This window comes from Phyllobacterium sp. 22552, from assembly GCF_052044585.1.
GTDB classification, from domain to species: Bacteria; Pseudomonadota; Alphaproteobacteria; order Rhizobiales; family Rhizobiaceae; genus Phyllobacterium; species Phyllobacterium ifriqiyense.
Genome location: NZ_JBQENG010000007.1, coordinates 61,193 through 86,373, shown reverse-complemented (window position 1 = coordinate 86,373; position 25,181 = coordinate 61,193). Strand labels below are relative to the sequence as shown.

At 52.6% G+C, this 25,181-nt stretch carries 22 protein-coding genes; 12 read left to right on the top strand and 10 right to left on the bottom strand.

From position 1 onward, the window contains the following. Positions 1-414 precede the first annotated feature (414 nt). Positions 415-1,440, bottom strand: a complete 1,026-nt coding sequence (locus ACTJI9_RS16785; RefSeq protein WP_440809471.1) for a LacI family DNA-binding transcriptional regulator — start codon at positions 1,438-1,440, stop codon at positions 415-417. 319 nt (positions 1,441-1,759) lie between these two features. Between ACTJI9_RS16785 and ACTJI9_RS16780 the strand changes: the two genes are divergently transcribed. From ACTJI9_RS16780 to ACTJI9_RS16770, 3 genes are all read left to right on the top strand, one after another. Further along, positions 1,760-2,638 (top strand): alpha/beta fold hydrolase, encoded by an 879-nt coding sequence (locus ACTJI9_RS16780; protein ID WP_440809468.1) that lies wholly within the window; start codon positions 1,760-1,762, stop codon positions 2,636-2,638. Positions 2,639-2,750: 112 nt separating this feature from the next. After that, the gene (locus tag ACTJI9_RS16775; RefSeq protein ID WP_115054896.1) at positions 2,751-3,740 is read left to right on the top strand and encodes an AraC family transcriptional regulator; all 990 of its coding nucleotides are present in this window, start codon (positions 2,751-2,753) and stop codon (positions 3,738-3,740) included. 59 nt (positions 3,741-3,799) lie between these two features. After that, on the top strand, positions 3,800-5,008 hold the full coding sequence (locus ACTJI9_RS16770) for an MFS transporter (protein ID WP_336441386.1): 1,209 nt from the start codon (positions 3,800-3,802) through the stop codon (positions 5,006-5,008). Positions 5,009-5,156: 148 nt separating this feature from the next. Here ACTJI9_RS16770 and ACTJI9_RS16765 read toward each other — a convergent pair whose 3' ends face one another. Beyond that, positions 5,157-5,591, bottom strand: a complete 435-nt coding sequence (locus ACTJI9_RS16765; protein WP_337353341.1) for a winged helix-turn-helix transcriptional regulator — start codon at positions 5,589-5,591, stop codon at positions 5,157-5,159. An 89-nt stretch (positions 5,592-5,680) separates the two neighbouring features. Here ACTJI9_RS16765 and ACTJI9_RS16760 point away from each other — a divergent pair, with 89 nt between their 5' ends. The 7 genes from ACTJI9_RS16760 (at position 5,681) to ACTJI9_RS16730 (ending at position 12,757) form a co-directional block, all read left to right on the top strand. Beyond that, positions 5,681-6,496, top strand: coding sequence for an oxidoreductase (locus tag ACTJI9_RS16760; protein ID WP_440809465.1), 816 nt, complete (start codon positions 5,681-5,683; stop codon positions 6,494-6,496). Between the two features lie 31 nt (positions 6,497-6,527). Next, positions 6,528-7,529 carry an NADP-dependent oxidoreductase gene (locus ACTJI9_RS16755; RefSeq protein WP_440809462.1) on the top strand — a complete coding sequence of 334 codons (1,002 nt, stop codon included), beginning with the start codon at positions 6,528-6,530 and terminating at the stop codon, positions 7,527-7,529. Between the two features lie 290 nt (positions 7,530-7,819). Continuing rightward, positions 7,820-8,860, top strand: a complete 1,041-nt coding sequence (locus ACTJI9_RS16750) for an ABC transporter substrate-binding protein (protein ID WP_440809459.1) — start codon at positions 7,820-7,822, stop codon at positions 8,858-8,860. Positions 8,861-8,938: 78 nt separating this feature from the next. Further along, entirely contained in the window at positions 8,939-9,769 is an 831-nt protein-coding gene (locus tag ACTJI9_RS16745; RefSeq protein WP_115054890.1) for an ATP-binding cassette domain-containing protein, read from the top strand. Continuing rightward, positions 9,762-10,664, top strand: coding sequence for an ABC transporter permease (locus ACTJI9_RS16740; protein WP_440809456.1), 903 nt, complete (start codon positions 9,762-9,764; stop codon positions 10,662-10,664). Before ACTJI9_RS16745 ends, ACTJI9_RS16740 begins: the two co-directional genes overlap by 8 nt. A gap of 15 nt (positions 10,665-10,679) precedes the next feature. Continuing rightward, the gene (locus tag ACTJI9_RS16735; RefSeq protein ID WP_440809454.1) at positions 10,680-11,690 is read left to right on the top strand and encodes a C-terminal binding protein; all 1,011 of its coding nucleotides are present in this window, start codon (positions 10,680-10,682) and stop codon (positions 11,688-11,690) included. Further along, positions 11,687-12,757 carry an LLM class flavin-dependent oxidoreductase gene (locus ACTJI9_RS16730; protein WP_440809451.1) on the top strand — a complete coding sequence of 357 codons (1,071 nt, stop codon included), beginning with the start codon at positions 11,687-11,689 and terminating at the stop codon, positions 12,755-12,757. The genes ACTJI9_RS16735 and ACTJI9_RS16730 overlap by 4 nt, the downstream gene beginning before the upstream one ends. Positions 12,758-12,914: 157 nt before the next feature. On the opposite strand, the gene ACTJI9_RS16725 is transcribed toward ACTJI9_RS16730, so the two are convergent. The 8 genes from ACTJI9_RS16725 to ACTJI9_RS16690 all read right to left on the bottom strand — a co-directional run bounded on the left by ACTJI9_RS16725 (position 12,915) and on the right by ACTJI9_RS16690 (position 22,023). Beyond that, positions 12,915-13,850: a transporter substrate-binding domain-containing protein gene (locus tag ACTJI9_RS16725; protein ID WP_115054886.1), complete on the bottom strand. Its 936-nt coding sequence runs from the start codon at positions 13,848-13,850 to the stop codon at positions 12,915-12,917. Next, positions 13,847-14,908, bottom strand: coding sequence for an LLM class flavin-dependent oxidoreductase (locus ACTJI9_RS16720; RefSeq protein WP_336441378.1), 1,062 nt, complete (start codon positions 14,906-14,908; stop codon positions 13,847-13,849). The genes ACTJI9_RS16725 and ACTJI9_RS16720 overlap by 4 nt, the downstream gene beginning before the upstream one ends. 20 nt (positions 14,909-14,928) lie before the next feature. Then, the gene (locus tag ACTJI9_RS16715) at positions 14,929-15,861 is read right to left on the bottom strand and encodes an ABC transporter substrate-binding protein (RefSeq protein ID WP_336441377.1); all 933 of its coding nucleotides are present in this window, start codon (positions 15,859-15,861) and stop codon (positions 14,929-14,931) included. 14 nt (positions 15,862-15,875) lie between these two features. Beyond that, positions 15,876-17,675 carry an amino acid ABC transporter permease/ATP-binding protein gene (locus tag ACTJI9_RS16710; RefSeq protein ID WP_440809446.1) on the bottom strand — a complete coding sequence of 600 codons (1,800 nt, stop codon included), beginning with the start codon at positions 17,673-17,675 and terminating at the stop codon, positions 15,876-15,878. 228 nt (positions 17,676-17,903) lie between these two features. After that, complete coding sequence (locus ACTJI9_RS16705; protein WP_115054882.1) at positions 17,904-18,446, bottom strand: GNAT family N-acetyltransferase; 543 nt, start codon at positions 18,444-18,446, stop codon at positions 17,904-17,906. A 19-nt stretch (positions 18,447-18,465) separates the two neighbouring features. Next, the gene (locus ACTJI9_RS16700; RefSeq protein ID WP_440809442.1) at positions 18,466-19,647 is read right to left on the bottom strand and encodes a M20 aminoacylase family protein; all 1,182 of its coding nucleotides are present in this window, start codon (positions 19,645-19,647) and stop codon (positions 18,466-18,468) included. Then, entirely contained in the window at positions 19,648-21,003 is a 1,356-nt protein-coding gene (locus tag ACTJI9_RS16695) for an LLM class flavin-dependent oxidoreductase (RefSeq protein WP_440809441.1), read from the bottom strand. Between the two features lie 15 nt (positions 21,004-21,018). Continuing rightward, positions 21,019-22,023, bottom strand: a complete 1,005-nt coding sequence (locus tag ACTJI9_RS16690) for an LLM class flavin-dependent oxidoreductase (RefSeq protein WP_440809438.1) — start codon at positions 22,021-22,023, stop codon at positions 21,019-21,021. A gap of 512 nt (positions 22,024-22,535) precedes the next feature. Between ACTJI9_RS16690 and ACTJI9_RS16685 the strand changes: the two genes are divergently transcribed. After that, the gene (locus ACTJI9_RS16685; RefSeq protein WP_440809436.1) at positions 22,536-23,912 is read left to right on the top strand and encodes a hypothetical protein; all 1,377 of its coding nucleotides are present in this window, start codon (positions 22,536-22,538) and stop codon (positions 23,910-23,912) included. After that, a complete protein-coding gene (locus ACTJI9_RS16680; RefSeq protein WP_440809434.1) occupies positions 23,909-25,180 on the top strand; it encodes a glycosyltransferase in 1,272 nt (423 codons plus the stop codon). The genes ACTJI9_RS16685 and ACTJI9_RS16680 overlap by 4 nt, the downstream gene beginning before the upstream one ends. Position 25,181: the final 1 nt, after the last annotated feature.

Sequence of the window (25,181 nt, the reverse complement as noted above, 5' to 3'; positions counted from 1 at the left end):
CCTGATCGATTGTCTCACAGCAGCAACATGCCGGAAGCCAGACTCTTTCCTCAGAATGCGCCCTATTCTCCCCGAAACTTCCAGGAAAATCAACAAACCATACAATACTGAGGTACGTACCTCATTCAATTTAGCACGTCAATCCCTTAGAGACATAAAGTCGTTTTATGTTAATCCCTCGCAAAGCTAACGATTGTGTTATTTTTCAATGTCAATTCGCTCAACCTGGGGTTATTTTGCCGTGGGGCAATGAAAATACCCTCAACTAATTTTAGGCTGTGAAGATAAGATTAGCGCTATTTGAGGTACGCCAGTCATACGTGCAAAGGACAGATGACGTAATGTATCCATCGCTGTTTGAAGAATGCGAGCTTCGTTCGGCTACTTCCTCAAGCGGTTTCTTGGCGATACCGTTCAGGACAAATTTTCATTTAGGTAAATTTCAATTCGAATGGTTTCCTGGCCGGCAAGCAAAGGTGTTTTATCAATGCGTGCTTTCAATATACGTAGAGCGCTGCGCACCTCATGACCGGCATCTTGATGAATGATGGCATCCACAATGCCAGCATTAAGGGCACGTCGTGTGTGCTCCGTCAATTCATGGGCAACAACCACGCGCTCCTTGCTAGCCCCGTTCTTTGACAAAACCTCAATGAGACCGCGATTGCCCGCGCCCATATTATATACGCCGACGACATCACTATGCATCCTCAGGCATTCACTAAGATATTTTTGGACCAGTTGGCCGTCATCCTTGCCCTCGATTACCGGCAAGCATTCCAAACGCGTATAATCGCTACGAATGACCTGCTCAAATCCCATGCGGCGTTCCACGTGATCCCGAACCAGCATTGACCCCGCAACCAGCGCAATCTTTCCCGACTTTTCACCTAAAAAATTGCCCATGAGTCTGGCAGCAGTGCGTCCAGCTGCAACATTGTCAATGCCAACATACGCATCACACTGGAAAGAAGGTACATCTGAAACAAGTGTAACGACTGGAACGTTGTTCCGGCGCAACCGGGCCAGCGCATCTCTTACAGCCACAGCTTCCGTTGCAACAACCGCCACGCCGGAGTAACGAGCGGGGTCCAGGCCATCCAGCGCAGCCGCCAGTGCCCGCCCATCAAAAGGGGGGACTTTATAAATCGAAATCTCCGTACGATCATTTGCTGAATGTTGCTTTACTGCTTCGATTTCGGCCTCCAATCCCCGCATGAAGCTGTTAGCTCCCTCTGGTATTACAAACGCGAAGCGATAAATCTGCCGCTTTGCCAAGTTCGCAGCAGAGACGTCTCTGATATAACCGAGCTTCGAAATCGCAGCTTCAACTTTCGCAATCGTTTTCTCGCGCACCCCAGGGCGTTGATTAATCACTCTATCAACTGAAGCAAGGCTGACACCGGCCTGTCTCGCCACATCCTGCACTGTAGGTCGCACGTTTAACCATCCCGTTCCGAAAACAAATTTAAGCTAACTCAATAGCGCCGACGAACGATATCCGGAAGGCCAAAGAAGCGCTTTGCCTTACTCTTTTGCTGGCACCATCGATCATCGGTTTGTGGGTGGAAAAGTTGGTCTGGTCCCGTTTACATTGCGGTGGCAATTTTACTGGGCACATTGAGCTTAATGTCTCATAAACAGCTCCCGTGGATGCCAACTATACGGGTATTAAATCAGCGATCTGACGTGTTGCACGGCACTTACGGAACCCCAACCATTTATTGACGTTTAAATGGTCCAGGTTTGGGAAATTGATATGCAGCATAACGCAGTTATACACCGATATGCCGAAATTGGCGGGCACAGAATTTTCTTGCGTGAAGCGGGACCGGCAGATGCTCCAGCCTTGCTGCTTCCGCACGGTTATCCTTGTTCATCCTATCAGTTTCGACGACTGATGCCAGCCCTGTCCGATCAGTGGCGAACGATAGCTTTCGACTGGCCCGGATTCGGTTATAGCCATACACCGGAACCTTCTTCATTCGGATATGATTTCGATGCATATGCCGAGGTTCTTGAACAGGTAGCCGATGCTCTTAATCTGCGCCGCTATACCTTGTGGCTTCACGATTACGGATCGCAGATCGGCCTACGGCACGCGATCGCGCATCCCGAAAGGATAGCAGCCCTTATCATTCAAAACGGCGACATTTACGAAAACGTTTTGGGACCAAAATACTCGACAATAAAAGCCTGGTGGAATGACAAATCTGCCGAAAACCACCGCGCACTCGAAGAAGCCGTCAGCGAAGAAGGCTTTCAAAAAGAGTTTATTGGCGAAGTGTCAAAGGAGGTGGGCGCGAAAGTGCCGCCGGACCTTTGGAAACTGCACTGGCCGTTAATGGACACGCCCGTTCGCAGGGCTGTGTCGGTCGCGCTTATGGAGCAGCTGGAGCATAATCTGGAGTGGTTTCCACGTTACCAAGCTTATCTGCGTGAATACCAACCCCCTACCCTGATTGTCTGGGGACCACAGGACGGATACATGCCCAAGGAGTCTTGCTTGGCCTATCAACGCGATTTACCGAACGCTGAACTGCATCTCATCGACAACGCCGGTCACTGGCTGCTCGAGACACATCTGGATGAAGCGATTCCACTTGTCCGTGACTTTCTTTCGCGCGTATCTCTATGATAGGCGGATTAGACAAATAAGTCGGTACACACCACTTAATGGCGAAGTGGGTCAACGGAGTGTGCTCGCAAGCCCACTTGTCTTCCGGACGTTCGGCATATATATCAACTGAATGCTTGATTATCCGTCCCGACCACCTTCACCATCGCATATCCCTATGGATGCGCTGAGCGAAGTCTTGCAGGATTTCCGCTTGAGTGGCGTAAACTACGGTCGCTGTGAACTACGGCACCCATGGAGCATCGCTTTTCCGCAGCAGCCCCTGCTCCGCTTTCACTTTGTCAGCCAAGGTCCGTGCTGGATCCACACGGAAGAGCAAGGCTGGCAGGAGTTGCACGATGGCGATCTGGTGCTGCTGCCACAAGGCATCGCCCATCGGCTGGCCAGCGCGCCAAATGTGATGGGTGACTCGCTTAAGGGTTGTCAGGTAACCAAGTTGGGCAGCAATGTCTGCGAAGTGGTGCGGGAAGGAACAGGCGCGACGAGTACCCTTTTTTGCGGGTCCATGACTTTGGGCGCCTGTGCACTTAGTCCCTTGATCAGTTTGATGCCACCAATCATCAAGGGGTGCGACGTGGCCGGCAATGACCCTATTGTCGGTCCTTTACTCGCAGCTATGACAGTGGAGGCCACACAACCACAGATGGGTAGCGCCACCATCTTATCGCGCATGGCAGACTTGTTAACTGCTAGACTTATTCGCTGCTGGGTCAACTGTACGGGTGCATCGACAACGGGTTGGCTTGCCGCCATTCGCGACCCCCACATTGGCCGCGTTCTGGCGGCGATGCACAGAAACCCCGGTCATAACTGGACGTTGGAGAGTCTCGCAGGCTTGGCGGGGCAATCACGTTCAATATTCGCTGAGCGCTTCAGCGCTGTCTTGGGCGAAGGCGCCGCGCATTATCTCGCTCGCCTGCGCATGCAGCTTGCTGGCGAATTACTGGCGCAAAATGGTATGTCGGTTGCCGAGGTCGCTACTCGCTTGGGCTACGAATCAGAAGCCTCCTTTGCTCGCGCGTTCAAGCGCATCACCAATGTCTCACCCGGCATTGTGCGTCGCACAATTTCCGGACGAATGGACATGGATTTCGGATTTTAGGATACATATCATCCGAACGAAATTGGCTATTAGTATCTCCAAACATTGGAGATACTTTAATGACAGACACAACATTACAGTTTGAACGCTCAGCGATAGATATTGATAGCGCTGCGCCAACTGCCTGGACCCCAGCAACCTGGTTTGCGGTTCTTTCCATGGCGGCAACCAGCTTTGCATTGGTGTCAGCTGAGTTTCTGCCAGCGGGTCTTTTGACGCCGATGGCGCGCGATCTTGGCATCAGCGAAGGAACGGCAGGCCAGGTCGTCACAGCAACTGCTTCCGTTGGCGCTGTGACTGCCTTGTTGAGCAATGTTCTCATTGGACGCCTGAACCGCAAGACCGTCTTGGTGGGCCTTAGCGCCCTTGCAATTGGCTCCAATATCCTTGCAGCGGCAGCAACCGATTTTTGGCTCCTATTGCTCGGCCGAGCTGGCCTAGGCATCGCCCTTAGCGCGTTCTGGGCGCTTTCAGTTGCTGTTGTTGCCAGATTGGTGGGGGCCAATGCAACAGGTCGAGGTATGGCTATTGTCACCCTCGGCGTGTCGCTCGCTACGATTGCCGCACCGTCAATGGGGGCGATAATCAGCGATTGGATAGGCTGGCGCAGCGCCATGGCCATGACAGCGGGGCTTGCCGCGATTGCCATGTTGATGCAGTTTCTAAGCCTGCCAACCCTGCCTGCCAGCACAAGCAACAGTCTTGCGGATGTCTTTCGGCTGACACGGCGACGCGGCATTCAACTCGGCATGCTTGCTATCCTGCTGCTCATGACAGGACATTTTGCTGGCTCGGTCTATGTGCGCCCATTCCTTGAGCAGGTAACCCTCCTTGCAACCGGTCCGATCGCCCTGGCACTACTTGGATTTGGCATCGCCGCTGTTGTCGGTAACATTGTTGGCGGTCGCCTGGCAGATACCAATATCCGTATGGCGCTCGTCGTCACTGCCGCTTTAATGGCGTTTGCGGCACTCGCTTTGGTGCTTTGGGGAGTGCATATCGGTGTTGCCTTTGGCTTTGCTACGCTTTGGGGCCTGGCCTTCGGCATGGCGCCAGTGGTGTTGCCAACCAATCTATCTCGCGCAGCACCCGACGCGTTGGAGGCAGCAGGCAGTCTGATGGTTACCTCGTTCCAGGTCGCCATCACTATTGGGGCTGTTGCCGGCGGCTATGTCGTGGACACCTATGGCGCAACCGGCCCGTTGACCCTTACCGCCATTCTAGCCGCTTCGACCGTTCTGCTGGCGCTATTGCAGCCCCGCGACTGATCCTTGCACCGGGGTGGCAGGAACAAACTGATATAATTACAAGGCAGCAGACGAATGCTGCCTTGTATTACTATTTGCAGTCCACGGACGCATACAGCCACTCCATGCAAACTGGACGATGTCTGGAGACTGCTTTATCCGCCTACAATCATTTCCCCGGAAGCTCGATCCGGATAGGGCGTGTACCGAGCGGAGCACCTGTTCCTCGATCAATAGTGAGGGGATCAATTTCTGTCCCAGTCGCCGCATCGAAGAAGCGGGTCACCTCGCCCCCGCCGCGGTATTTGCGGCCCCATGCACCAATTGCGAACAGCACCGGAAGAAAGTCACGCCCGGCTTCCGTCAGCACATATTCGTCTCGTGGCGGTCGTTCCAGGTAGCGGCGTTTTTCTAGCAATCCTTCGTCGGTGAGGGTTGAAAGCCGTGCAGTCAGCATCGTTGGAGCGATGCCAAGACTCTTGCGAAACTCGTCGAAGCGCGTGAGGCCAATATGAGCATCCCGCAGGATGAGCATACTCCAGGCATCCCCCACAAGGGCGAGGCTGCGAGCTATAAGACATGGCTGGTCCGAAAGTTTTTTCATGTTAGTATCTTTTTGATAGTGACTTACTACTAAATTCATAGTAACTGAATGCTCATTGATGTTCCATAGCAAAATGAAGGCTGAAGAAAATGAGCAAAATAGAGCACCGGGTTGCCCTTGTTACAGGTGCTTCCTCCGGCATTGGCCTGGTGACAGCCCAAGCGCTACGGCGCGATGGCTATCACGTGTTCGGGACCAGTCGAAAACCCATGCCGAACACGCCGGATGGCATTACAATGCTGATTTGCGATGTAACGGATGATGGATCGGTGCAGACACTTGTAGACGAGGTTCTCAGTCGCACTGGTCAGATTGACCTCCTGGTCAACAATGCCGGGATCGGATTGCTCGGTGGTGCTGAAGAATCTTCTGTCACTCAGGCAAAGTCTGTGTTCGATGTGAACGTGTTCGGCGTGCTACGTATGACAAATGCCGTTCTGCCCATTATGCGACGCCAGGGCAAAGGGCGGATTATCAATCTGAGCTCTATACTTGGACTTATTCCAGCGCCCTATAATGCTCTTTATTCATCCACCAAACACGCTATTGAGGGCTATTCGGAATCGCTCGATCACGAAATTCGAACACAAGGTATCCGCGTTGTTCTTGTGGAGCCGGGGGTCACTCGCACGTCTTTCGAAGAAAACCTTACCCGGCCAGACCAGCCACTTCCCGTTTATGATACTATCCGTGCTTACGCCGAAAAATTGATGCGCGAAATCATCGAGAAGGGTGATGCACCAGAGAGCGTCGCAGCAGCAGTTGTGAGCGCCGCCAATGCCGTATCGCCCAAAAGACGCTATACTGTTGGTAAGGCTGCGCGACAGGTTCGCTTTATACGCCGCTTCCTGCCGGAGTCGTTCGTTGACCAAAACTTGCGGAAATTCAATCGACTTCCAGCTTGAATTTCAGCCGCACTGAAGAAAGCTATTTTCTATGAAATCGTTTGTTGTCGATCAATACGCAAAGGGCGGCGCCCTACGGTTAACCGATAGTCCGATGCCGGAACTACGGGACAATGATGTGATGGTGGAAATCCATGCCGCCAGTGTGAATGTTCTGGATAGTAAAATTCGTGATGGCGAGTTCAAGCTTATTTTGCCATATCGCCTCCCGCTGATCTTAGGCAACGATGTGGCGGGCGTGGTAACCCGAGTGGGGCCGAAAGTTCGCCACTTCAAGCCTGGAGATGAGGTCTATGCACGACCAGCACAGGATCGCATCGGAACATTTGCGCAATATATTGCCGTCAATGAGTTAGATTTGGCAATAAAGCCGAATAATCTGACAATGGAGGAGGCTGCGTCCGTTCCACTCGTCGCCTTGACGGCATGGCAGGTGCTTGTCGAGCGCGCTAATTTACAAAAGGGTCAGAAAGTCCTGATCCATGCAGGCTCCGGCGGCGTAGGTACGATCGCCATTCAACTTGCCAAACATCTCGGAGCATATGTGGCAACAACCACAAGCACGATAAACATTGATCTCGTCAAAAGTCTCGGCGCGGATGCCGTGGTCGATTATAAGAAGGATAAATTCGAGGAAGTGTTGCACGGATTTGACGTCGTCCTAAACAGTCTTGGTAAAGACACGCTGGAAAACTCCCTCCGCGTATTGAAACCAGGAGGAAAACTGATCTCGATTTCGGGTCCGCCTGATCCAAATTTCGCAAAACAAAATGGGCTCAGCTGGCCGCTTCAACAAATCACGCGCCTCCTGAGTTTCGGCATTCGCAGGAAAGCGAAACGTCGAAACATAAGCTATTCTTTCCTTTTCATGACCGCCAATGGCGAGCAACTCAGTCAGATTACCGTATTGATTGAGGCAAATGTCATTCGCCCTGTTGTGGATCAAGTCTTCCCGTTTGAGAAAACCAACGAGGCACTGGCTTATGTCGAGACAGGTCGGGCAAAGGGCAAGGTAATTATTGCTATGAAGTGACCGTTAGAAGACGGTGGGTCCAATATAAGATGTAGAGCCACCGTAGCGCTCCTAAACGGCACTCAATAGCATGACCACATGAAGGTTGCAGTGGTCAGCAATGTGCCTTTGTACGGCGCGGCAAGTACATTCTTCGAATTTTCGACGGTGCCGAGCGATTCTGATCTCTTTTTGCGCGCCAGAATAGAACGCAGTTGTGTTGATCGGTTTGGTGGTTGTCCTTAGCCTGTCCCCATCATGCAAGAGAAGCAGAACGCTTCACCGCAGTCATTTCGCTCGATGGAGAATTCATGAAGGCCCTTAGCTTTGCGACATTGAGCAACCAATCTAAGCGTCAAAGAGCTCTCGGTGCGGCATTCGGTATTGTTGCCATGCTGTTGGCGGGGCAGGCTGCTGCCGAAGGCTCCATCAGGATCGCCCAGCAGTTCGGAATAGCCTATCTGATCCTGGATGTCGTTCGCGACCAGGCTTTGATTGAAAAGCACGGAAAGCAAGCTGGTGTTGATATCAAGGTTGAATGGGCAAGCATTTCTGGTGCAACCGCAATGAATGAGGCACTGCTCGCCAACAATCTGGATATTGTGTCAGCAGGAGTTCCACCGGCATTGACAATGTGGGACCGGACCAAGGGTAAGCAGGACGTCAAGCTGGTCGCCGCGCTCGGCTCATTACCGAACTACTTGCTAACGACTAACCCGGATGTCCACGAACTCAAGGATTTCAGCGATAAGGATAGGATAGCCGTGCCTGCTGCCGGCACGGGTTTTCAGTCGCGAACGCTACAAATCGAGGCAGCCAAGATCTTCGGCGCCGACAATTTCCAAAAGCTTGATGAAATTTCCGTCAGCTTGCCGCACCCCGACGCGACCGCAGCGCTAATCTCGGGCGGCACCGAAGTGAATTCTCATTTTTCCTCTGCACCGTTTTATTATCAAGCCTTGCAGGCAAATAAAGCGGTACACAAGGTCATTAGTTCCTACGACATTTTAGGCGGACCAGCGACCTTCAACGTGCTTTATGCCAGTTCAGCATTCCATAACGACAATCCCAAAACCTATGCTGCCTTCTATGCCGCTCTGCGCGAAGCGTCGGACTGGATCAATGCAAACAAGCAAGAGGCTGCACAGACGTTTATCCGTCAACAGGGTTCCAAGCTCTCCCCTGAATTGATTTTAGAAATCATCAACGATCCTGAAAATGATTTCACCATCGTCCCCCAGAACACCTTCGTTTATGCGACGGAGCTTCATAAGCTTGGTGTCCTGAAAAACAAAGCTAATTCCTGGCAAGATTATTTCTTCCCAGAGGCCTCTGGTGAGAACGGCAGTTGAGTGAGCTTAACATCCCAGCGCAAAAAGCAGATCGCTTGAGCGATCTGCTTTTGAGTCGTGAATCAGATGGAATTGAGAATGGACGGCATGACTGAATTTGCTCCGGAGAATTTCGGGCCGCCCGCTCCGCCCCTTCTTTCGGTCGAGAACGTCACCCTCGAGTATAAGACGCCGGGTCGTGTGGTGCGTGCAACGCAAAATGTCAGCTTCGACGTGTGGGAAGCAGACCGTTTTATCCTGCTTGGAGCCTCCGGTTGTGGAAAATCCACCCTTTTAAAGGCTGTTGGCGGGTTCATTGCGCCGCGCAAGGGTCGGATAGTGTTGGATGGACGCACGATCCAGGGTCCGGGCCCAGACCGTGTTGTTGTTTTCCAGGAGTTTGATCAATTGCCTCCATGGAAAACCGTCCGCGAGAACGTTGCGTTCCCGATGCGAGCGTCGGGGCGGGTCGGTCGCAAGGAAGCTGCCGAGCGCGCCGAGCACTATATCGAAAAAGTAGGCCTGAGCCGTTTCGCTGATGCCTATCCCAATACACTTTCGGGTGGCATGAAACAGCGAGTAGCCATTGCCCGGGCGCTCGCCATGGAGCCGCGTGTCCTACTGATGGACGAACCATTCGCAGCACTGGATGCGCTCACGCGGCGAAAGATGCAGGAGGAACTTCTGGCGTTATGGGAAGAAGTTCGCTTCACACTGCTCTTTGTGACGCATTCCATCGAAGAAGCCTTGGTGGTTGGAAATCGGATCGCGCTTTTGTCGCCACATCCTGGGCGGATGAGAGCCGAGATCAACAGCCATGAATGGGATCTCAGCAGCGGTGGAAGCTCGCAATTTCAGGCAGCCGCAAATCATATTCACCGACTTCTTTTCGAAGAGGCAGTCGCCGTCGATGGAGCAAATGATGAGTAAAATCCTGAGCTCCGGCAGCAAAACAAACCCGCGCATAACCCCGCCGGTTCGACCGGAATACGAGCTCCCGCTCGAGCCCCTTGCCCATGCCACGAGCGGGGAAGGGTTGCCCGTATATAACCGCCTTTGGCAACACACCTGGATAAGGAAAGGCCTGATCCTGTTTTGTCTTGCCTTGCTATGGGAAATCGCTGCCAGACTTCAGGGCAACGAGTTGCTGCTGCCGCCGTTCTCCGCGGCGGTCAAGGCGCTCGCCGATGACGTTGCCAGCGGCGTCATTCCAAGCCGGGCTTTTAATTCACTGGATGTTCTGGTCAAGGGCTATGCTATCGGTGTCGTTCTGGCTTTCGTGCTCACCTCGCTTGCCGTTTCCACCCAGATCGGACGTGACCTGCTGTCTACCCTCACCTCCATGCTCAATCCATTACCACCGATAGCCTTGCTGCCATTGGCACTGCTGTGGTTCGGACTGGGCCAAGGAAGCCTCGTCTTTGTGTTGATCCATTCGGTGCTCTGGCCGCTGGCGCTTAACATGTATACCGGCTTCACCGGCGTGCCGGAAACCTTGCGGATGACCGGCCGCAATTATGGGCTGCGTGGCTTGCGATATGTGCTTTTGATCCTCGTACCAGCAGCTCTTCCATCCATCATTGCAGGACTCAAAATCGGCTGGGCTTTCGCTTGGCGCACCCTTATCGCAGCGGAGTTGGTCTTTGGTGCATCCTCCGGTAAGGGCGGGCTGGGCTGGTATATTTTCCAGAACCGCAACGAACTTTACACCGACCGTGTCTTTGCCGGACTGATTACGGTTATTCTTTTTGGCCTTCTGGTCGAAAACGTCCTGTTTCGTCAGCTCGAGCAACGTACGGTGACAAAATGGGGAATGGCGCGCTAGTGCCAACGGGACAAAATGGCAGATCGCAAGAAATACGTGGTTGGAATAACTGACCACATGATCGGCATGCCCGATCTTGAAGCGGAAGTGCTTGGCGATGATGTCGAGATAGACTTTTTCGCCAGCACAGATGAGACGGCATTCGCTCCTGATCGCCTAAAAAGACTCGACGCGCTCATGGTTTGGGGTGCCCGGATCGGACCAAAAACCATAGTTCATCTGTCCAGCTGTAAGGGCGTGGTACGCTATGGCGTCGGCTATGAGAAGATCGACCTTGCCGCTCTGGCCGGCGCTGGCATTCCATTTGCCAACAACCCAGACTATGGCACAGAAGAAGTGGCCGATCATGCACTGGCGATGATTTTATCGCTGCACCGCCGGCTTTGGCAACATGATGCTCTCGCTCGCGGATATAGGTCTGGATGGCAGATTCATAGCCTGAAGCCACTTTCCCGTTCGAACCAGTCAACGGTCGGTGTGGTCGGCGTGGGCAGGATCGGCACAGCAGTGATCAACCGCTTAAAACCCTTCGGCTTTCGGATTCTCGGCTATGATCCTATCCAGCCGCCAGGGCATGAAAAAGCAATAGGCTATGAGCGCACAGAAGAATTAAACGAGCTTCTTGCCCGATCGGATATTGTCACTTTGCATTGTCCAGCAAACAAAGAGACGCGCGGCATGATGAACGCCGATGGACTGGCGAAGCTGAAGCCCGGAGCTATTATCGTCAATACTGCGCGCGGTGAGCTGATCGAAGATCTTGATGCGCTTGAGGCTGCTCTGCGGAGCGGGCACCTCGCCGCCGCCGGAATCGATACGCTGGTCAAGGAGCCCCCCGGCGACCATCCGTTGCTGGCCGCATGGCGTAATCGCGAGGACTGGCTTGCGGGACGGCTGGTGATCACCCCGCACAATGCCTTTTATTCCGATCATGCAGCCGCTGAGATGCGCCGCAATGCAGCCAGAACGGTTAGAATACTCCTCGATGAGGGCAAACTTCGAAATCAGGTAGCAGACAAATCATGAGCAGCCATTCCGAATTTCTCTGGTACATTCCAAACGACATCAAAGCTGGTCACCGCGGCGACGCCGCTGGCGAAAATCACAATAGTCTGGACACACTCACGACACAGGCGAAAGCTCTGGAAGAGCATGGCTGGAAAGGGGCGCTGATCGGCACTGGTTGGGGCCGCCCCGATACTTTTACCATCGCGACCGCGCTTGTCGCCCGCACGACTTCCTTTGAACCACTGATTGCGGTTCGGCCTGGCTACTGGAAACCTGCAAATTTCGCCTCCGCTGCAGCCACGCTCGATCACTTGAGCGGTGGGCGCCTACGCGTCAATGTCGTTTCCGGACCAGATCAGCTTGCTGCCTATGGCGATCAGGAAGGTAATCAGGTGCAGCGTTATGCCCGAACCAAAGAATTCATGCGGTTGATCCGCAGACTGTGGACAGAAGAAGACGTCACCTTCAGTGGCGAGCATTTCCAGGTCGCAAATTCAACTGTTACGCCGCGGCTCGTGCCGGTCGGTGATCGCCTTCACCCCCAGCTCTATTTTGGAGGCGCTTCAGAGGCGGCTGAACGCGTCGCGGCAACCGAAGCCGATGTGCAACTTTTCTGGGGTGAACCATTGGATGGCGTACGGCAACGGATCGAGCGCCTGAAGGCCCTGAGTAAAACCCTTGATCGCGACTTACAACCATTGGAATTCGGACTGAGGATCACGACCCTTGTCCGTGATACAACTGAACAGGCTTGGGCGGACGCCGAAGCGAAGGTCGCTAAAATGGCTGAAGGCGCCGCAGGAAGCTGGCAGGATCACAGACATGGGGTTGCTGTCGGCCAACAACGCCTTCTGGATCTGGCAAGGCAAGGTGATGTGTTGGATGACAATCTCTATACAGCGCCAGGAAAATTTGGTGGCGGTGGTGCGGGAACTACATGGCTGGTTGGATCAGCCGCGGATGTTGCGCGCTCACTGCGCAAATATGAAGAGCTTGGCATCACTCACTTCGTGCTTTCAGACACGCCTTATCTCACGGAAATAAAACGACAGGGGAGTCAGCTACTGCCTCTTCTTCTACCGTAAAAACTTTCCAGAAGCAGAACTATGCTTTCGGACCACGGCTGCGCGCGCAATAGACCTTCCGTGTTCGCTAAGCAGAGCTCTCAAGGGACTTGATACAATGCGTCGAAGGAACATCCCGTGCCTTCAACGCAAAGGGTATTGGGTTTAAATTTTTCGTTCAGCTATTAGGCAGTCCGGGAGGATTTGTTGCCGCTTTATCGATGGCTTCTGAACCGAGATTCCAGCGATCAAGAACTTGTTTATATTTGCCGTTCGCAATCAAGTCATTTAGCGCCTGTGTGATACCTTCAGCTGCCCCGCTTCCTTTGCGCGTTGTTACGGCAACTTCAGCGGTAATTGGCCAGCCTCCGCTTACAGTACCCACAAGTTTGGTTTTTCCATTGACCTTGGCCTTATAAGCCTGAGTTGCATTCACGCTGAATACAGCATCAGCCCGTCCCGATTCAATGGCGAGATATTTTACCGCCTCGTCATCGTAATACTGAACCTCGATAGGCTTCAACCCGTTATCGACATTCTGCTTATCCCAAGCCAACAGGATTTTCTCCTGATTGGTGCCCGGATCGGTTATAATTTTTAGACCGGCAATGTCCTTCGGCTCCTTGATCGAAGTGATTAATCCGGATGATTTTACGTAAAACCCGAGTTCATCCTTGCGATAGGTGGAGAAATCAAACTTCTCCTTGCGCTGTTCCGTCACCGTCACATTGGAAATGACTGCATCGAACTTTCCAGATTGAAGACCAAGCGGCCAATCGGCCCAAGCGACGGGAACAAGCACGAGCTGGCGTCCAAGACTGTCGGCAACCAGTTGTGCGAGGTCAACGTCATATCCGACAACAGTCTTTGCATCAGTTGCATAGGTGCTGAGCGGAGGATTGCCCGGCGCAAGACCGATCGTTAGCTTTCCATCATCAATAAATTTGAAACTCTTCGATATTGCCTCAATGGCAGGGGCGCTTTTTTCGGCTCGCACCCGGTCCTTTTGTTCCGGACTAAGATCGAACCCGCCATCGGCTGCGTGCCCGGCTCCTGCCAGTACAGTGAGAAATATGCCTGCAAACGCAGCTGAAAAACCCGTTTTCCGTATCATGCCTGACCCCTTTGTACGTGCGTTGAATAATGATCGTTGTTGGATATCTTTTTCCAGCCGAGCTCCGGAGCAATGCGTGTTACGAAGTCGGAGAGAATTTGCTCATATTCATGCGTCTTGAATTCGTAGGGTAGTTCAAGGCGCAGTTCTTGAACGCCCGCGAGCACGGGGTCTTTGAAAAGCTGTTCCAAGATCTGGTCTGAAGTTCCGACCAGATCTCGAGGGAAAAGCGTTCGCCGTTCGCCTTGCGGCTTCAGAGTTCTCTGATGACGGCCAGCGGCATAAACCCTGTACTTCTCTCTTGTTTTGGTTTCGGCGCTGTCGGTAGGGACGATGACGCGACCCACAGAGATCCGTTGCTTGCCGGGACGTATCGCGCTGATTTTAAAAGTGTCCAGCTGGCGTGACTGAGCCTCGAAAAAGTTATCCGTGCCCTCCCCTGCCACCACATTGCTTAGCATGAGATTGAACCCGTTCTCGCCTGCCCAACCACTGGAGCGCAGCGACCCGCCGCCGTACCAGAGCCGGTCGATCAATCCCTTTGCATAGGGTTGGAGCCGCGGGCGCTGACGCCCGAACGGCGTCGCAATATATGTATCTGCTGGACCGAGAAATTCACCCCGAAGATGATTTGCAAAGCGTTTTACTCGCTCGTGGGACAGGTCGTAATCTTTCCAGTCACCATCAAATACCAAGGGAGCAAGCAGATCGGCATGGGCCGGTGCGCCAGCGCTTACGCCGATATTGAGGCGTCCGCGCGAAAGAACATCGACGGTCGAAAGGTCTTCCGCCAACCGGTATGGGCTTTCATATCCAATCTGGATGACGGCCGTTCCTATCTGAATCCGCTGTGTTCGCTGGCTTGCAGCTGCAAGAAATACGCCTGCAGAGGAAATCCCGTGTTCAAGATGGCGCTGGCGTACCCATGCACTGTCGAAACCCAGGCCTTCACCGGATGCAAGAAGCTTGAGCGTGTTCTCCAAACCCGGATAGGGATTGTTATCGTCATAATTTCCGGGCGTAAGAAAACCGATATGATTTATTGTGATATTGGACATGACGTGCTCCCGGCTGCGGTTCAGATTTTCGGCAAGCCTGGGGGATTGGTACGCGATCGTTCAAGCGCTTCAGGCGTCAATTGCCAGCGCTGCAGCAGCTGCGCATATTTTCCGTTATCAATCAGTTCATTGATAGCCGCGGTCAGGCTTTCAGCTATCCCACTTCCCTTGCGTGTCGTGATGGCGACATCCGCAACCAGTGGCCATCCTGCGTTCACCGTACCGACGAGCTTGATCTTCCCCTCACTCGCTGCACGAAAAGCCTGTGTTGCATTGGGATTGAATTCTGCATCGGCACGGCCAGACTGAATGGCAAGCGCACTGACAGCTTCGTCATCGTAATATTGCAATTGCGCCGGTTTCAGTCCTTTGGCGAGGTTTTGCTTGTCCCACTCGAGAAGGATTTTCTCCTGGATTGTGCCGGAACTTGTAATGATTCTAAGGCCCGCAATATCTTTCGGTTCTTTGATGGACGTTATGGAACTATCGGACTTGACATAGAATCCATGCAGGCCCTGCCGATAGGTTGAAAAATCGAACTTCTCCTTGCGCTGTTCAGTTACGCCCACATTCGAGATTACAGCGTCGAACTTGCCTGACTGCAGGCCAAGTGGCCAATCGGCCCACGCAACGGGAACGAGCTCTAATTTTTTGCCAAGCGTGTCCGAAACCAGAAGCGCAAGATCAGGGTCATAGCCGACGACAGTCTTCGCATCAGTTGCGTAGGTAGCAAGCGGTGGATTATCCACCGCAATGCCCACGGTGAAGGTGCCGTCCTCAACGAATTTAAAGCTTGCGGGTATCGCCGCAACGACCTTTTCACTCTTCTCGCCTCGTAATCGCCCTGGTTGTTCAGGACTGAGATCGAGTGCCCTTGCATAGGTCGACAATCCGATTGCCACGATAAGAGCGGGCAAAAGGAGGCGTGGCAGAAGGTTGGAGTACTGCTTCATATCGAAATCCCTGATTATAAAACTTTTGCAAGAAATTCGGCTGTCCGCGGGTTTGCGGGCCGATTGAGCACCTGATCAGGTGCTCCGGATTCGACGATTTTCCCGGCATCCATGAAAATCACTGTGTCTGCAACTTCACGAGCAAAACCGATCTCATGGGTAACAATGACCAAAGTCGTTCCTGAGAGCGCCAGTTCCTTGATCACATCAAGAACCTCGCCAACAAGTTCAGGATCGAGCGCTGATGTGGGCTCGTCGAACAGCAGCACTTTAGGGCGTAGGGCAAGTGCCCGCGCAATGGCCACACGCTGCTGCTGGCCCCCAGACAACTGCCTTGGATATGCATTGATCTTGTCGCTGAGACCAACACGGACAAGCAACTCGCGCGCGAGGTTGATCGCTTCGGGTCGGCTCAGGCGATTGAGGGATACCGGCGCTTCGATGATGTTTTCAAGGACGGTGAGGTGCGGAAAGAGATTGAAGCTCTGGAACACCATGCCGATATCGGCGCGGCGCTTGAGAATTTCCTTCTCCTTTAGCTCATAAAGTGTCCGGCCACTTTTGCGATAACCGACAAGTTCATCGTCCACGGTGATGAAGCCGTCATCCACACGCTCAAGGTGGTTGATCGTGCGTAGGAGCGTGGACTTGCCAGAGCCGGAAGGCCCTAGAATGGCGGTTACGCTTCCAGCCTTGATGTCCAACCGGACATTGTCCAGCACTTTCAACAGTCCGAAACTTTTGGACACACCATGTATCCTGATCGCTCCGGGCGCTCGCCACTGGGTAAACGATGATTTCGATGTACCAGCCTTCGGGACGGAGGTGCCGCTGAAAACTGCCGGGAACGAAGGGCGTGCGAGGATTGGCGCACCGAAAAGTCGGCGGAGCAGCGGTCCGAACAAAGGTGCAGGTGCGTTACGCAACGCGCCTTTGGAGAAATGACGCTCGATGTAATACTGCGCGATTGAGAGAACCGTCATGATGATCAGGTACCAGACAGTCGCAACCATCAGCAGCGGTACAACCTCTAGGTTACGGCGGTATATTACCTGTACGGTATAAAACAGTTCCGGCAGCGCGAGAACGTAGACCATGGACGTTCCTTTCGCCAAGCCGATGATCTCGTTGAAACCCGTAGGCAGAATTGTACGCATCGCCTGCGGAAGCACGATGCGGAAAGCTTGCCGTCGACGCGAGAGCCCGAGGGCAGCAGCGGCTTCCAATTGTCCCTGATCGACAGAAAGGATACCCCCACGGATGATCTCCGACGAGAACGCCGCCTGATTGAGACTGAGCCCTATGAGGGCCGCGGCAAATGGACTTAAGATTGAGACCATTGGATATTGGGCAAAGCTGATATCCGTGTAAGGGACACCAATTCTTACGGTTTGGTAGAGGTAACCGAGATTATTGAGGATCAGCAGCAGCACGATGAGAGGGATGGACCGCAACAACCAGATATATGCCCAGGAAAGACCGGATAGCAGGGGCGATTTTGATACACGCGCTAACGCCAGTGCAGTACCAAGAGCAAAGCCGAGAACAGATGCCAATGCAGTGAGCAGCAATGTTCTCACTAAACCCGCAAGCACTGGTTCCGCAAAGAACCATTCGGCAAAGACATCCCACCCCCATTTCGAGTTGGTCAGTATTGATTGCAGCATCGCGATAATCACGAATGCTGCAAAAAGTGTTCCAAAGAAACGGGTCGGATATTTCGCCTTTACAATTTTATAGTGATTGTAATCTTCGCCAGAGCTTGGAGTTAATTTCAAGGAATTAGCGCTAGAATAGTCTGTCGCGATCGCCATATGGTTGCGTTCCTCTTAAAACCACTTTTGCCGAGAATCCAACACGATAAGAATATTTCGATCGGATTATTTTTTACTCGACTGATTTAGTAGTTTTTAGAGATTATAGTCAAAGATGGATGCTGCGTATGAGGTGGATAATGGGAAGCTTTGTTGCAAAGTTTGTCGTTTCTTGAGTATGAAATCCCATTATCGCGGTAAGCGCGGGATGAGCTCCAAATCCCGCTCTCAGGCAGCTTGTGTTGTGGTTTTGGAAAGCTTGTCGACGATTGGCAACCCGCCAATCCCCAGATGACTGATGTCTTTCTCGAAAGCCAAGTGACCGTAGATTTCGGGATCGACATCAACATCAAATAGCGCCGTGTAGCCGGATCTCAGATAGAGCTGAGTGGCCTCTGGTTGTCGAAACCCGGTGGTAAGATAAATGCGCGAATAACCTTGACGTGATGCCTGCGCCTCAAGTTCATAAACGACTTTTCGGGCCAAGCCCTGCTTGCGCAGATCGGCATGAGTCCAGATGCGCTTTAACTCGGCGGTACGTTCGTCATAGCGCTTGAAGGCACCCCCGCCAATGGTTTTACCATCGCGCAGGAGCAAGAGAAATGCGCCATCCGGTTGTGCGAAATATGATGCTGGATAGCGGCTGAGTTCGTTGCGGGCGGGCTCGCCGAAATAGTTTCCATACCGGCCTTCATATTCCTCAATAAGGGCTTCGATAAGTGGCTGTGAACGCTCGTCGTCTGGGGTGGTGTAAACAAACACGTCAGTCATGGCTGGCGCCTTTCGCAGTTCAAGTTGGCTTCTTGCTGAGGTAGTCTTCAGTCAGCTTGACCCAGTAGCGGGCAGCCGGAAGGATGATGTCGTCATTGAAGTTGTAGTGGGAGCTATGGAGTGGCGCACTGTCGCCGTTACCGATAAAAAGATAGCTACCGGGCCGCGCTTCAAGCATGAACGCAAAATCTTCGCTTGCCGATATCGGGCGGAAATTGCTTTCGATCCGGTCCACGCCGAAATGGTTGATTGCTGTCTGGCGCGCAAATTCCGTCTCGGCGGGGTGATTGACAAGAACCGGATAGCCGCGGGGGTAATCTACTTCGGCGGAGGCGCCATAGCTTTCGGCCTGTGACCGAGCCAATACCGTAATACGTTTCTTGATGTGCTCTCGCACGTCAGCTCGGAAAGCCCGTACGGTCAGCTCGAGCTCGACGCTATCCGGGATGACGTTTGGCGCTATGCCAGCATGAATGGTCCCAACTGTGACAACAGCAGCATCCAGCGGATCAATGTTGCGCGAAACGATGCTCTGCAGCGCAAGAATAAATGACGCACTGGCCACGACTGGATCTATCGTTTCCTGCGGTCGTGCTCCATGACCGCCTTTGCCAACGATACGGACTTTGACCAGATCGACGGAGGCCATGGCAGGTCCAGTGAGAAAGCCAAATTGGCCTATAGGGATTCCAGGCCAATTGTGCAGGCCGAAGACAGCATCACACGGGAACCTTTCAAAGAGCCCTTCCTTGATCATACGGCGAGCACCTGCACCACCCTCTTCCGCTGGTTGAAAAATAAGATTCAATGTGCCTGAAAAATTGCGTGTTTCCGCAAGATAACGAGCGCTATGAAGAAGAATGGTCGTGTGACCATCATGGCCGCAAGCATGCATTTTTCTCTTGAAGGAGCTGGCATAGGGAAGGCCTGTTGCTTCCTCTATCGGCAATGCATCCATATCAGCGCGTATGCCTAAAGTTTTCGGTCCATTGCCATTTTGCAACTTTCCCACAACGCCAGTACCACCAATGCCGGTTGTGACGTCGTAGCCCCACGCACGAAGTTTACCCGCGACAAGTTCGCTAGTGCGATGCTCCTCATAGGCCAGTTCGGGATGACGATGGAGGTCATGGCGCAGCTCGATTGCTTCACCAAGCGCGTGCTCCAATGCCTCCTGAACGCTATCGGGAGCCGAAGCCATTTAGACAGATTCCTTCACAGCTGGACTTGTCGTTACGGCAACAGTTTGTTTGGCGTAACGACTTCGACGGAACGGCAAACCGAGATGGTCACGCAAGGTACTGCCCACCAGGCTTGAACGATGATAGCCTCGAGCTTCCAGGATCGGCAGAACTTCGCGAGCAAAATCATCAAGCCCGGTGGCAAGAATCTGGAAACCCAGAATGAAACCGTCGGCGGCACCATTCTCTATCCAGCGGATCAGTTCGTCCGCCACTTTTTCTGGTGTTCCCGTGAAGCCGTTACGCGGAGTGGTAACTTCGAGAGCAACCTCGCGCAGAGTTTGAGCTTTTGCCTTGGCGTCACGCTTTATCCGGTCCGTGGTCGAGCGGAAATTATTCTTGCCGATATCGCCAAGTTCGGGAAACGGTGCATCAAGGGGATAGGCGCTGAAATCATGATGATCGAAGAAGCGGCCCAGATAGGCGAGCGCCTCATCTATCGTAACTAGATCTCGAATTTCCCGATATTTGGCTTCGGCCTCTTCTTCTGTCGATCCAACGATCGGCGCAATACCCGGGAAAATGAGGATTTCATCGGGGTTGCGTCCACTGGCGACAGCGCTTTCCTTCAACTGTCGGTAAAGAACCTGCGCGTCTTCAATAGGCACAAGATTTGTGAAAACACCGTCCGCATGCTTTCCAGCCAGCTTGATGCCATCGTCAGAGGCGCCCGCCTGAAAGACGACCGGCTGCCCCTGCTTTGAACGTCCAATGTTTAAAGGTCCTTCCGAGTTGAAGAAGCGGCCATGATGATCCAGCTTGTGCAACTTGGTGCGATCGAAAAACTGCCCGGTTGTTCGATCGCGCGTAAAGGCATCATCGTCCCATGAATCCCAAAGCCCCTTTACGACATCAAGATGCTCTTCGGCTATTTCGTAGCGCAGCGCATGATCGGGGTGATCTCGCCCGTAATTCTTGCCGGATCCCTCAAGCGGGGATGTCACAGCGTTCCAACCCGCACGGCCATTGCTGATCTTGTCAATCGAGCCGAACTGCCGAGCTACCGTAAATGGATCGCTATAGGACGTCGATAATGTTCCAACGAGTCCGAGCTTTGTCGTGATGGCTGCCAGCGCTGACAGGATGGCAATGGGTTCGAAACGATTGAGAAAATGCGGGATGGATTTTTCGTTGATGTAAAGTCCATCCGCGATGAACGCAAAGGCAATACCCACACTTTCCGCCTTGCGTGCCTGTTCGAGATAGAACGGAAAATTCACGCTTGCATCCGGCGGCGAACTTGGATGTTTCCAGGAATTCATATGGCCACCCGGACCTTGCAGCATGATGCCGAAATGGATTGGCTTCTTACTCATTGCAACTCTCCAGGATCACGCAGCAAGCGCATATTGTGCTTGAGCCAAAATTTTTATTGACGAAAGGCGCTTGGCGGCATCGTGTATGGGCGTGTCTATGATAAATTCGCCGATACCGAAGCGTTCGTGCAGGCGATCGAGCTCTCCAAGCACCTTATGCGCAGAGCCGCGAATGACATTTGGCGTTTTCTTCTCGATGCGATAATTGCTCACGCCAGCTTGTCGTGCATATTCCTCAGCTTGTTCGACACTTCCGACAGTTACGCTTTGGCCACCGTCCACATGCACCTTAAAGTGCTTGATATCACCTACAAGCCGTTCCGCTTCTCTATCGGTTTCAGCGGCAACAACACCAATGGCCAGCAGCGGTTTTTGCCCCCGCGCCTTTTCCACATAAGTATCCAAAGTCCGCTTCAACACTTCTTCGTCGCCGTTCAAATGGCTGGCGAAGACGAAGTCCCAGCCTTGTTTGGCCGCCAGCGCAGCACTGTCGGGGCTTGCTCCCAGCAGAAACCGTTCAGCTGCATGTGCCGGGATAGGCGTTGCTCTGACGCTTGCCAAAGGATCGTTTTCCGGCAAACCTTCCTTGAGGAACGCACTCAATTGTTCAAGTTGCGCCGCAAAATCCCGCTTTTCTGTGCGTGGGTTCAAACCTTGTAAAGCTCGGGTCGAAAACGGAAGACCTCCCGGTGCTTTTCCGACTCCAAGATCAATGCGGCCCGGCGCAAGATTCGCCAACACATTGAAATTCTCGGCAATCTTGTATGGGCTGTAATGCTGCAGCATGACACCACCCGAACCAATACGAATCCGGGACGTGTGTGCAGCAATGAAAGCGATTAGTATTTCAGGCGATGAACTGGCGACGTCCGGTGTATCATGATGCTCGGCGACCCAAAAACGACGAAAGCCCCACTCTTCTGCCTGCCGGGCCAAAGCGACAGTCCTTTTCAGAGCAGCACTGGATGGCTCACCGTTAAAAACCGGACTTTTATCGAGTAAACTGAGTGCATAGCCCATTTTGAGAAAGTGCCTCCATTGCAAAAAGACGACCTTCGACACACGGAAGACCATCTAGTTTCAGAGCCACCCAGATTTTCCCTTAACTGTTGAACCGTCAAAGAACGGCTTGCTAAAAATTCGGCGAACTACAGAAATAACTGTCAGTGTTCCATCTCTGTGGAAAATGACAGGCATTGATGTGCTCGCGGTGTGTGTTTTAACGAGGATGCTTGCTGATTGATAATGAGCGGCATGATCTGACCTTGAGTTACAAACCGCCCGCCCTTGGACACGGCGCTTCATTTATGCGGACAAGACAATCAATCGCAGTATTAAGCTAAATATTAGGTACTAACTACCCGTGCACAAATATATTGATCCCATAACAAGTTACTTGACACTGATTTTTACGAAGAGTTTACTAAAATTCCAAACAATATCATAATATATGATACCGCAGCTTTAATTTATACTTGTGTCCGGCTCAACAGAGTCCGAAAAGGTGTACCGTGTCAAACAGCAACATATCCTTGCTTGAAAGTACTGCTCCACATGAAAACCGGGCTTTCATCGACCGACATCCCGTGGTGGATCAGTGCCGATCCGTATGGCAAGAATTTAACCTGCGCATCCCTCAAATAGCATTCTATCCTGACACGGTCATTCCACATTCCCGCTACTTTCGCGAAGTATTTTCCGTCGTCGATAATAATGACATTGATGCAGTTTTACTTACGAACGAAAGACAATCATTCGGTCTGGAAAGATTTCGAAGCGCAAGAGATCTGTTTCTTGTTCCGGTGGTGAACATTTCCGGCAAACCAAGCGTAGTTGCTGACGTGGATTTTAGCCTGAAGGATCCCAAATCATGGGTTGAGACTGCAAGCTGCATTAGAAAATTTCGCGACCGCCGCGCGCGCTTATCAAGCAGATTTCTGTCGCCCACCGCACCCGCCGTAAGAATGATGGCTTATTTGTTCGTTTCCGGAGAAGATCTAACCCCGGTCAGACAGCCCAATTCGCCGTACTATTACGCATATAAGGGTTTTTCTAATACAGCTTCTGCAACCATGGTCGCGGAGGCACTCGCCAACAAAGGATGGCTTGAGCGCAGTTTTTTCGAGAGATACTATAAATGCGCCGGTTGCCAATCCCACCGATTGACTGTCAGGGAAGAATGCCCTGCCTGTCGATCGCCACAACTAGCAGAAGCAGATCTGATCCACCACTATAGCTGCGCCCAACTAAGTCCTGAGGCAGAATTCCGCCGCGGAACGGCGCTTATATGTCCCAAATGTAGCAAGCAATTACGCCACTATGGCAAGGATTATGACAAGCCGGGACAGATTCAGGTGTGCGCCCGGTGCAAGAACACGACTTCCGAGCCCGTCATTGGTTTTCTGTGCCAGGATTGCGGGATGCATGTCACCGGCGATGCGGTCAGCGTAGCGGATGTATTTTCCTATTCTTTGTCCAACCAATCCACTGCCCTGCTTTCCAACGATGGCGAAGACATCAATCGATTTCCGATTGCTCAACTTCGTTATCTTCCGGAAGAGCTGCAAAAGAAGATTGCGCAGCTTTCTTCCTTAACCGGCGCAGCATCGGATTTCACGCTGGCTGAGGTTCAATATGATTGCCGTGACCATGTGCTCAAAACGCGAGGTGAAAGCGACTTTATTGCGATGCGGAAACTACTTGCAGATAATCTTCAAGGCATTCTTGGCGAAGTGGCATCGGTATATTCGTCCCGCGAGCGGGAGTACGTCCTCTTTTTCGGATGCGACGAATCCGGTTTTACAGCCTATTTGAAAGAGGCGCTTGACCATGCCGAGTCTGTTCTTTCCGATAAACTGAACCCCACCCTGCTCGTTTTGTGGGGCACACGCGAAAAAGCACTGTCGTGACCGATCTTGAAATCGGCGTGTCATTTCTCCTGGCCCAAACTGGCTCGAGTTTGGTTACCGTCTTCTGGTACACGCTCATATTCGACGTTCCCCGATATGTCGTGCCCTTTGCAATAGCTGCCATGAGCTTGCGGCATCAGGAGAGTGATAACAGAGACAGGTCTCTATCCCGATCGACCAGCGTCAGCGTCGTCCTTATTGGCCACAACGAAGCTGACTCAATCGGCGCCTGCGTCAATTCCTTGATGGAGCAGTCATTTCTTGATTTCGACATCATTATAGTCAGCGACGGTTCAACAGACGGAATGAACAAAGTCGCCAGTAAAATGGTTCAAAAGGGTTTGGGATCTTGTATTCTTTCTACCGGAATTCGCGGGGGCAAGGCAAGCGGGACCAATTTGGCATGCACCATAGCCCGTGGGGACATTATTATTAACATCGATTGCGATTGTTCATTTGACCGTTTTGCAATTGAGCGCCTGTTGGAGCCGTTTGCCGACGAACGGATCGGAGCAGCGTGCGGAGACATTGCGCCACGTAACGGCGGTGTCAGTCTTGTTTCACAGTTTCAGGAAATAGAATATCTGGAGTCAATTTCGGTTGGAAAGCGGTTCAGCGCAGCAATTGGTCAAATAACCTGCGCATCCGGCGCTTTCAGCGCTTTTCGCAGAACAGCTCTTGATGAAATCGGCGGCCTTGACGTCGGCGGCGGCGAAGATCTCGATGTCACGCTGCGGCTTCGTCGGGCTGGATGGCACATCGGATATGTGCCAAATGCCGTGTGCTATACAGATGTGCCGGCAACTTTTTACGCCTACATCAGGCAGCGGCTGCGTTGGGAGCGTGACGCAGTATGGATCCGGTTTAGAAAGCACCGTCGGCTGCTTAATCCGTTTGACCGCAAGTTCAAATGGGCCGAAGCGTTTCATCAATGGGATTTTCTGGTATTCGGCGTGGCTGGCACGGTCATTTTCCCGATCTATTTATCGTGGCTGGCAATCAACTTCGGTGCACTTGCCATTCCGATTCTCGTCGCGATGCAAATCGCCTTGCTTGTTCTGGACGCCTTCATGCTTGCTCTGGCGTGCTGGACAACGGGGCGCGCAAGCTTCTGGCGCAATCTTCTGTTCCTTCCTGGTTACTCCATCTTCATGTCCTACGGCATGCGTTCGGTGCGCTTGCTGGCTTATATCGATGAGTGGTTTTTTCGAGGTTCACATCGCGATAACTACACGCCGGAAAAAGTGCGCCATGAGCGTGCGTGGTAAG

Bases quoted from the DNA above. Each gene is read 5' to 3' on its own strand.
- ACTJI9_RS16780 (WP_440809468.1), top strand. From the start codon at position 1,760: ATGCAGCATAACGCAGTTATACACCGATATGCCGAAATTGGCGGGCAC.
- ACTJI9_RS16775 (WP_115054896.1), top strand. From the start codon at position 2,751: ATGCTTGATTATCCGTCCCGACCACCTTCACCATCGCATATCCCTATG.
- ACTJI9_RS16770 (WP_336441386.1), top strand. From the start codon at position 3,800: ATGACAGACACAACATTACAGTTTGAACGCTCAGCGATAGATATTGAT.
- ACTJI9_RS16765 (WP_337353341.1), bottom strand. From the start codon at position 5,591: ATGAAAAAACTTTCGGACCAGCCATGTCTTATAGCTCGCAGCCTCGCC.
- ACTJI9_RS16760 (WP_440809465.1), top strand. From the start codon at position 5,681: ATGAGCAAAATAGAGCACCGGGTTGCCCTTGTTACAGGTGCTTCCTCC.
- ACTJI9_RS16755 (WP_440809462.1), top strand. From the start codon at position 6,528: ATGAAATCGTTTGTTGTCGATCAATACGCAAAGGGCGGCGCCCTACGG.
- ACTJI9_RS16750 (WP_440809459.1), top strand. From the start codon at position 7,820: ATGAAGGCCCTTAGCTTTGCGACATTGAGCAACCAATCTAAGCGTCAA.
- ACTJI9_RS16745 (WP_115054890.1), top strand. From the start codon at position 8,939: ATGGACGGCATGACTGAATTTGCTCCGGAGAATTTCGGGCCGCCCGCT.
- ACTJI9_RS16740 (WP_440809456.1), top strand. From the start codon at position 9,762: ATGAGTAAAATCCTGAGCTCCGGCAGCAAAACAAACCCGCGCATAACC.
- ACTJI9_RS16735 (WP_440809454.1), top strand. From the start codon at position 10,680: ATGGCAGATCGCAAGAAATACGTGGTTGGAATAACTGACCACATGATC.
- ACTJI9_RS16730 (WP_440809451.1), top strand. From the start codon at position 11,687: ATGAGCAGCCATTCCGAATTTCTCTGGTACATTCCAAACGACATCAAA.
- ACTJI9_RS16725 (WP_115054886.1), bottom strand. From the start codon at position 13,850: ATGATACGGAAAACGGGTTTTTCAGCTGCGTTTGCAGGCATATTTCTC.
- ACTJI9_RS16720 (WP_336441378.1), bottom strand. From the start codon at position 14,908: ATGTCCAATATCACAATAAATCATATCGGTTTTCTTACGCCCGGAAAT.
- ACTJI9_RS16715 (WP_336441377.1), bottom strand. From the start codon at position 15,861: ATGAAGCAGTACTCCAACCTTCTGCCACGCCTCCTTTTGCCCGCTCTT.
- ACTJI9_RS16710 (WP_440809446.1), bottom strand. From the start codon at position 17,675: ATGGCGATCGCGACAGACTATTCTAGCGCTAATTCCTTGAAATTAACT.
- ACTJI9_RS16705 (WP_115054882.1), bottom strand. From the start codon at position 18,446: ATGACTGACGTGTTTGTTTACACCACCCCAGACGACGAGCGTTCACAG.
- ACTJI9_RS16700 (WP_440809442.1), bottom strand. From the start codon at position 19,647: ATGGCTTCGGCTCCCGATAGCGTTCAGGAGGCATTGGAGCACGCGCTT.
- ACTJI9_RS16695 (WP_440809441.1), bottom strand. From the start codon at position 21,003: ATGAGTAAGAAGCCAATCCATTTCGGCATCATGCTGCAAGGTCCGGGT.
- ACTJI9_RS16690 (WP_440809438.1), bottom strand. From the start codon at position 22,023: ATGGGCTATGCACTCAGTTTACTCGATAAAAGTCCGGTTTTTAACGGT.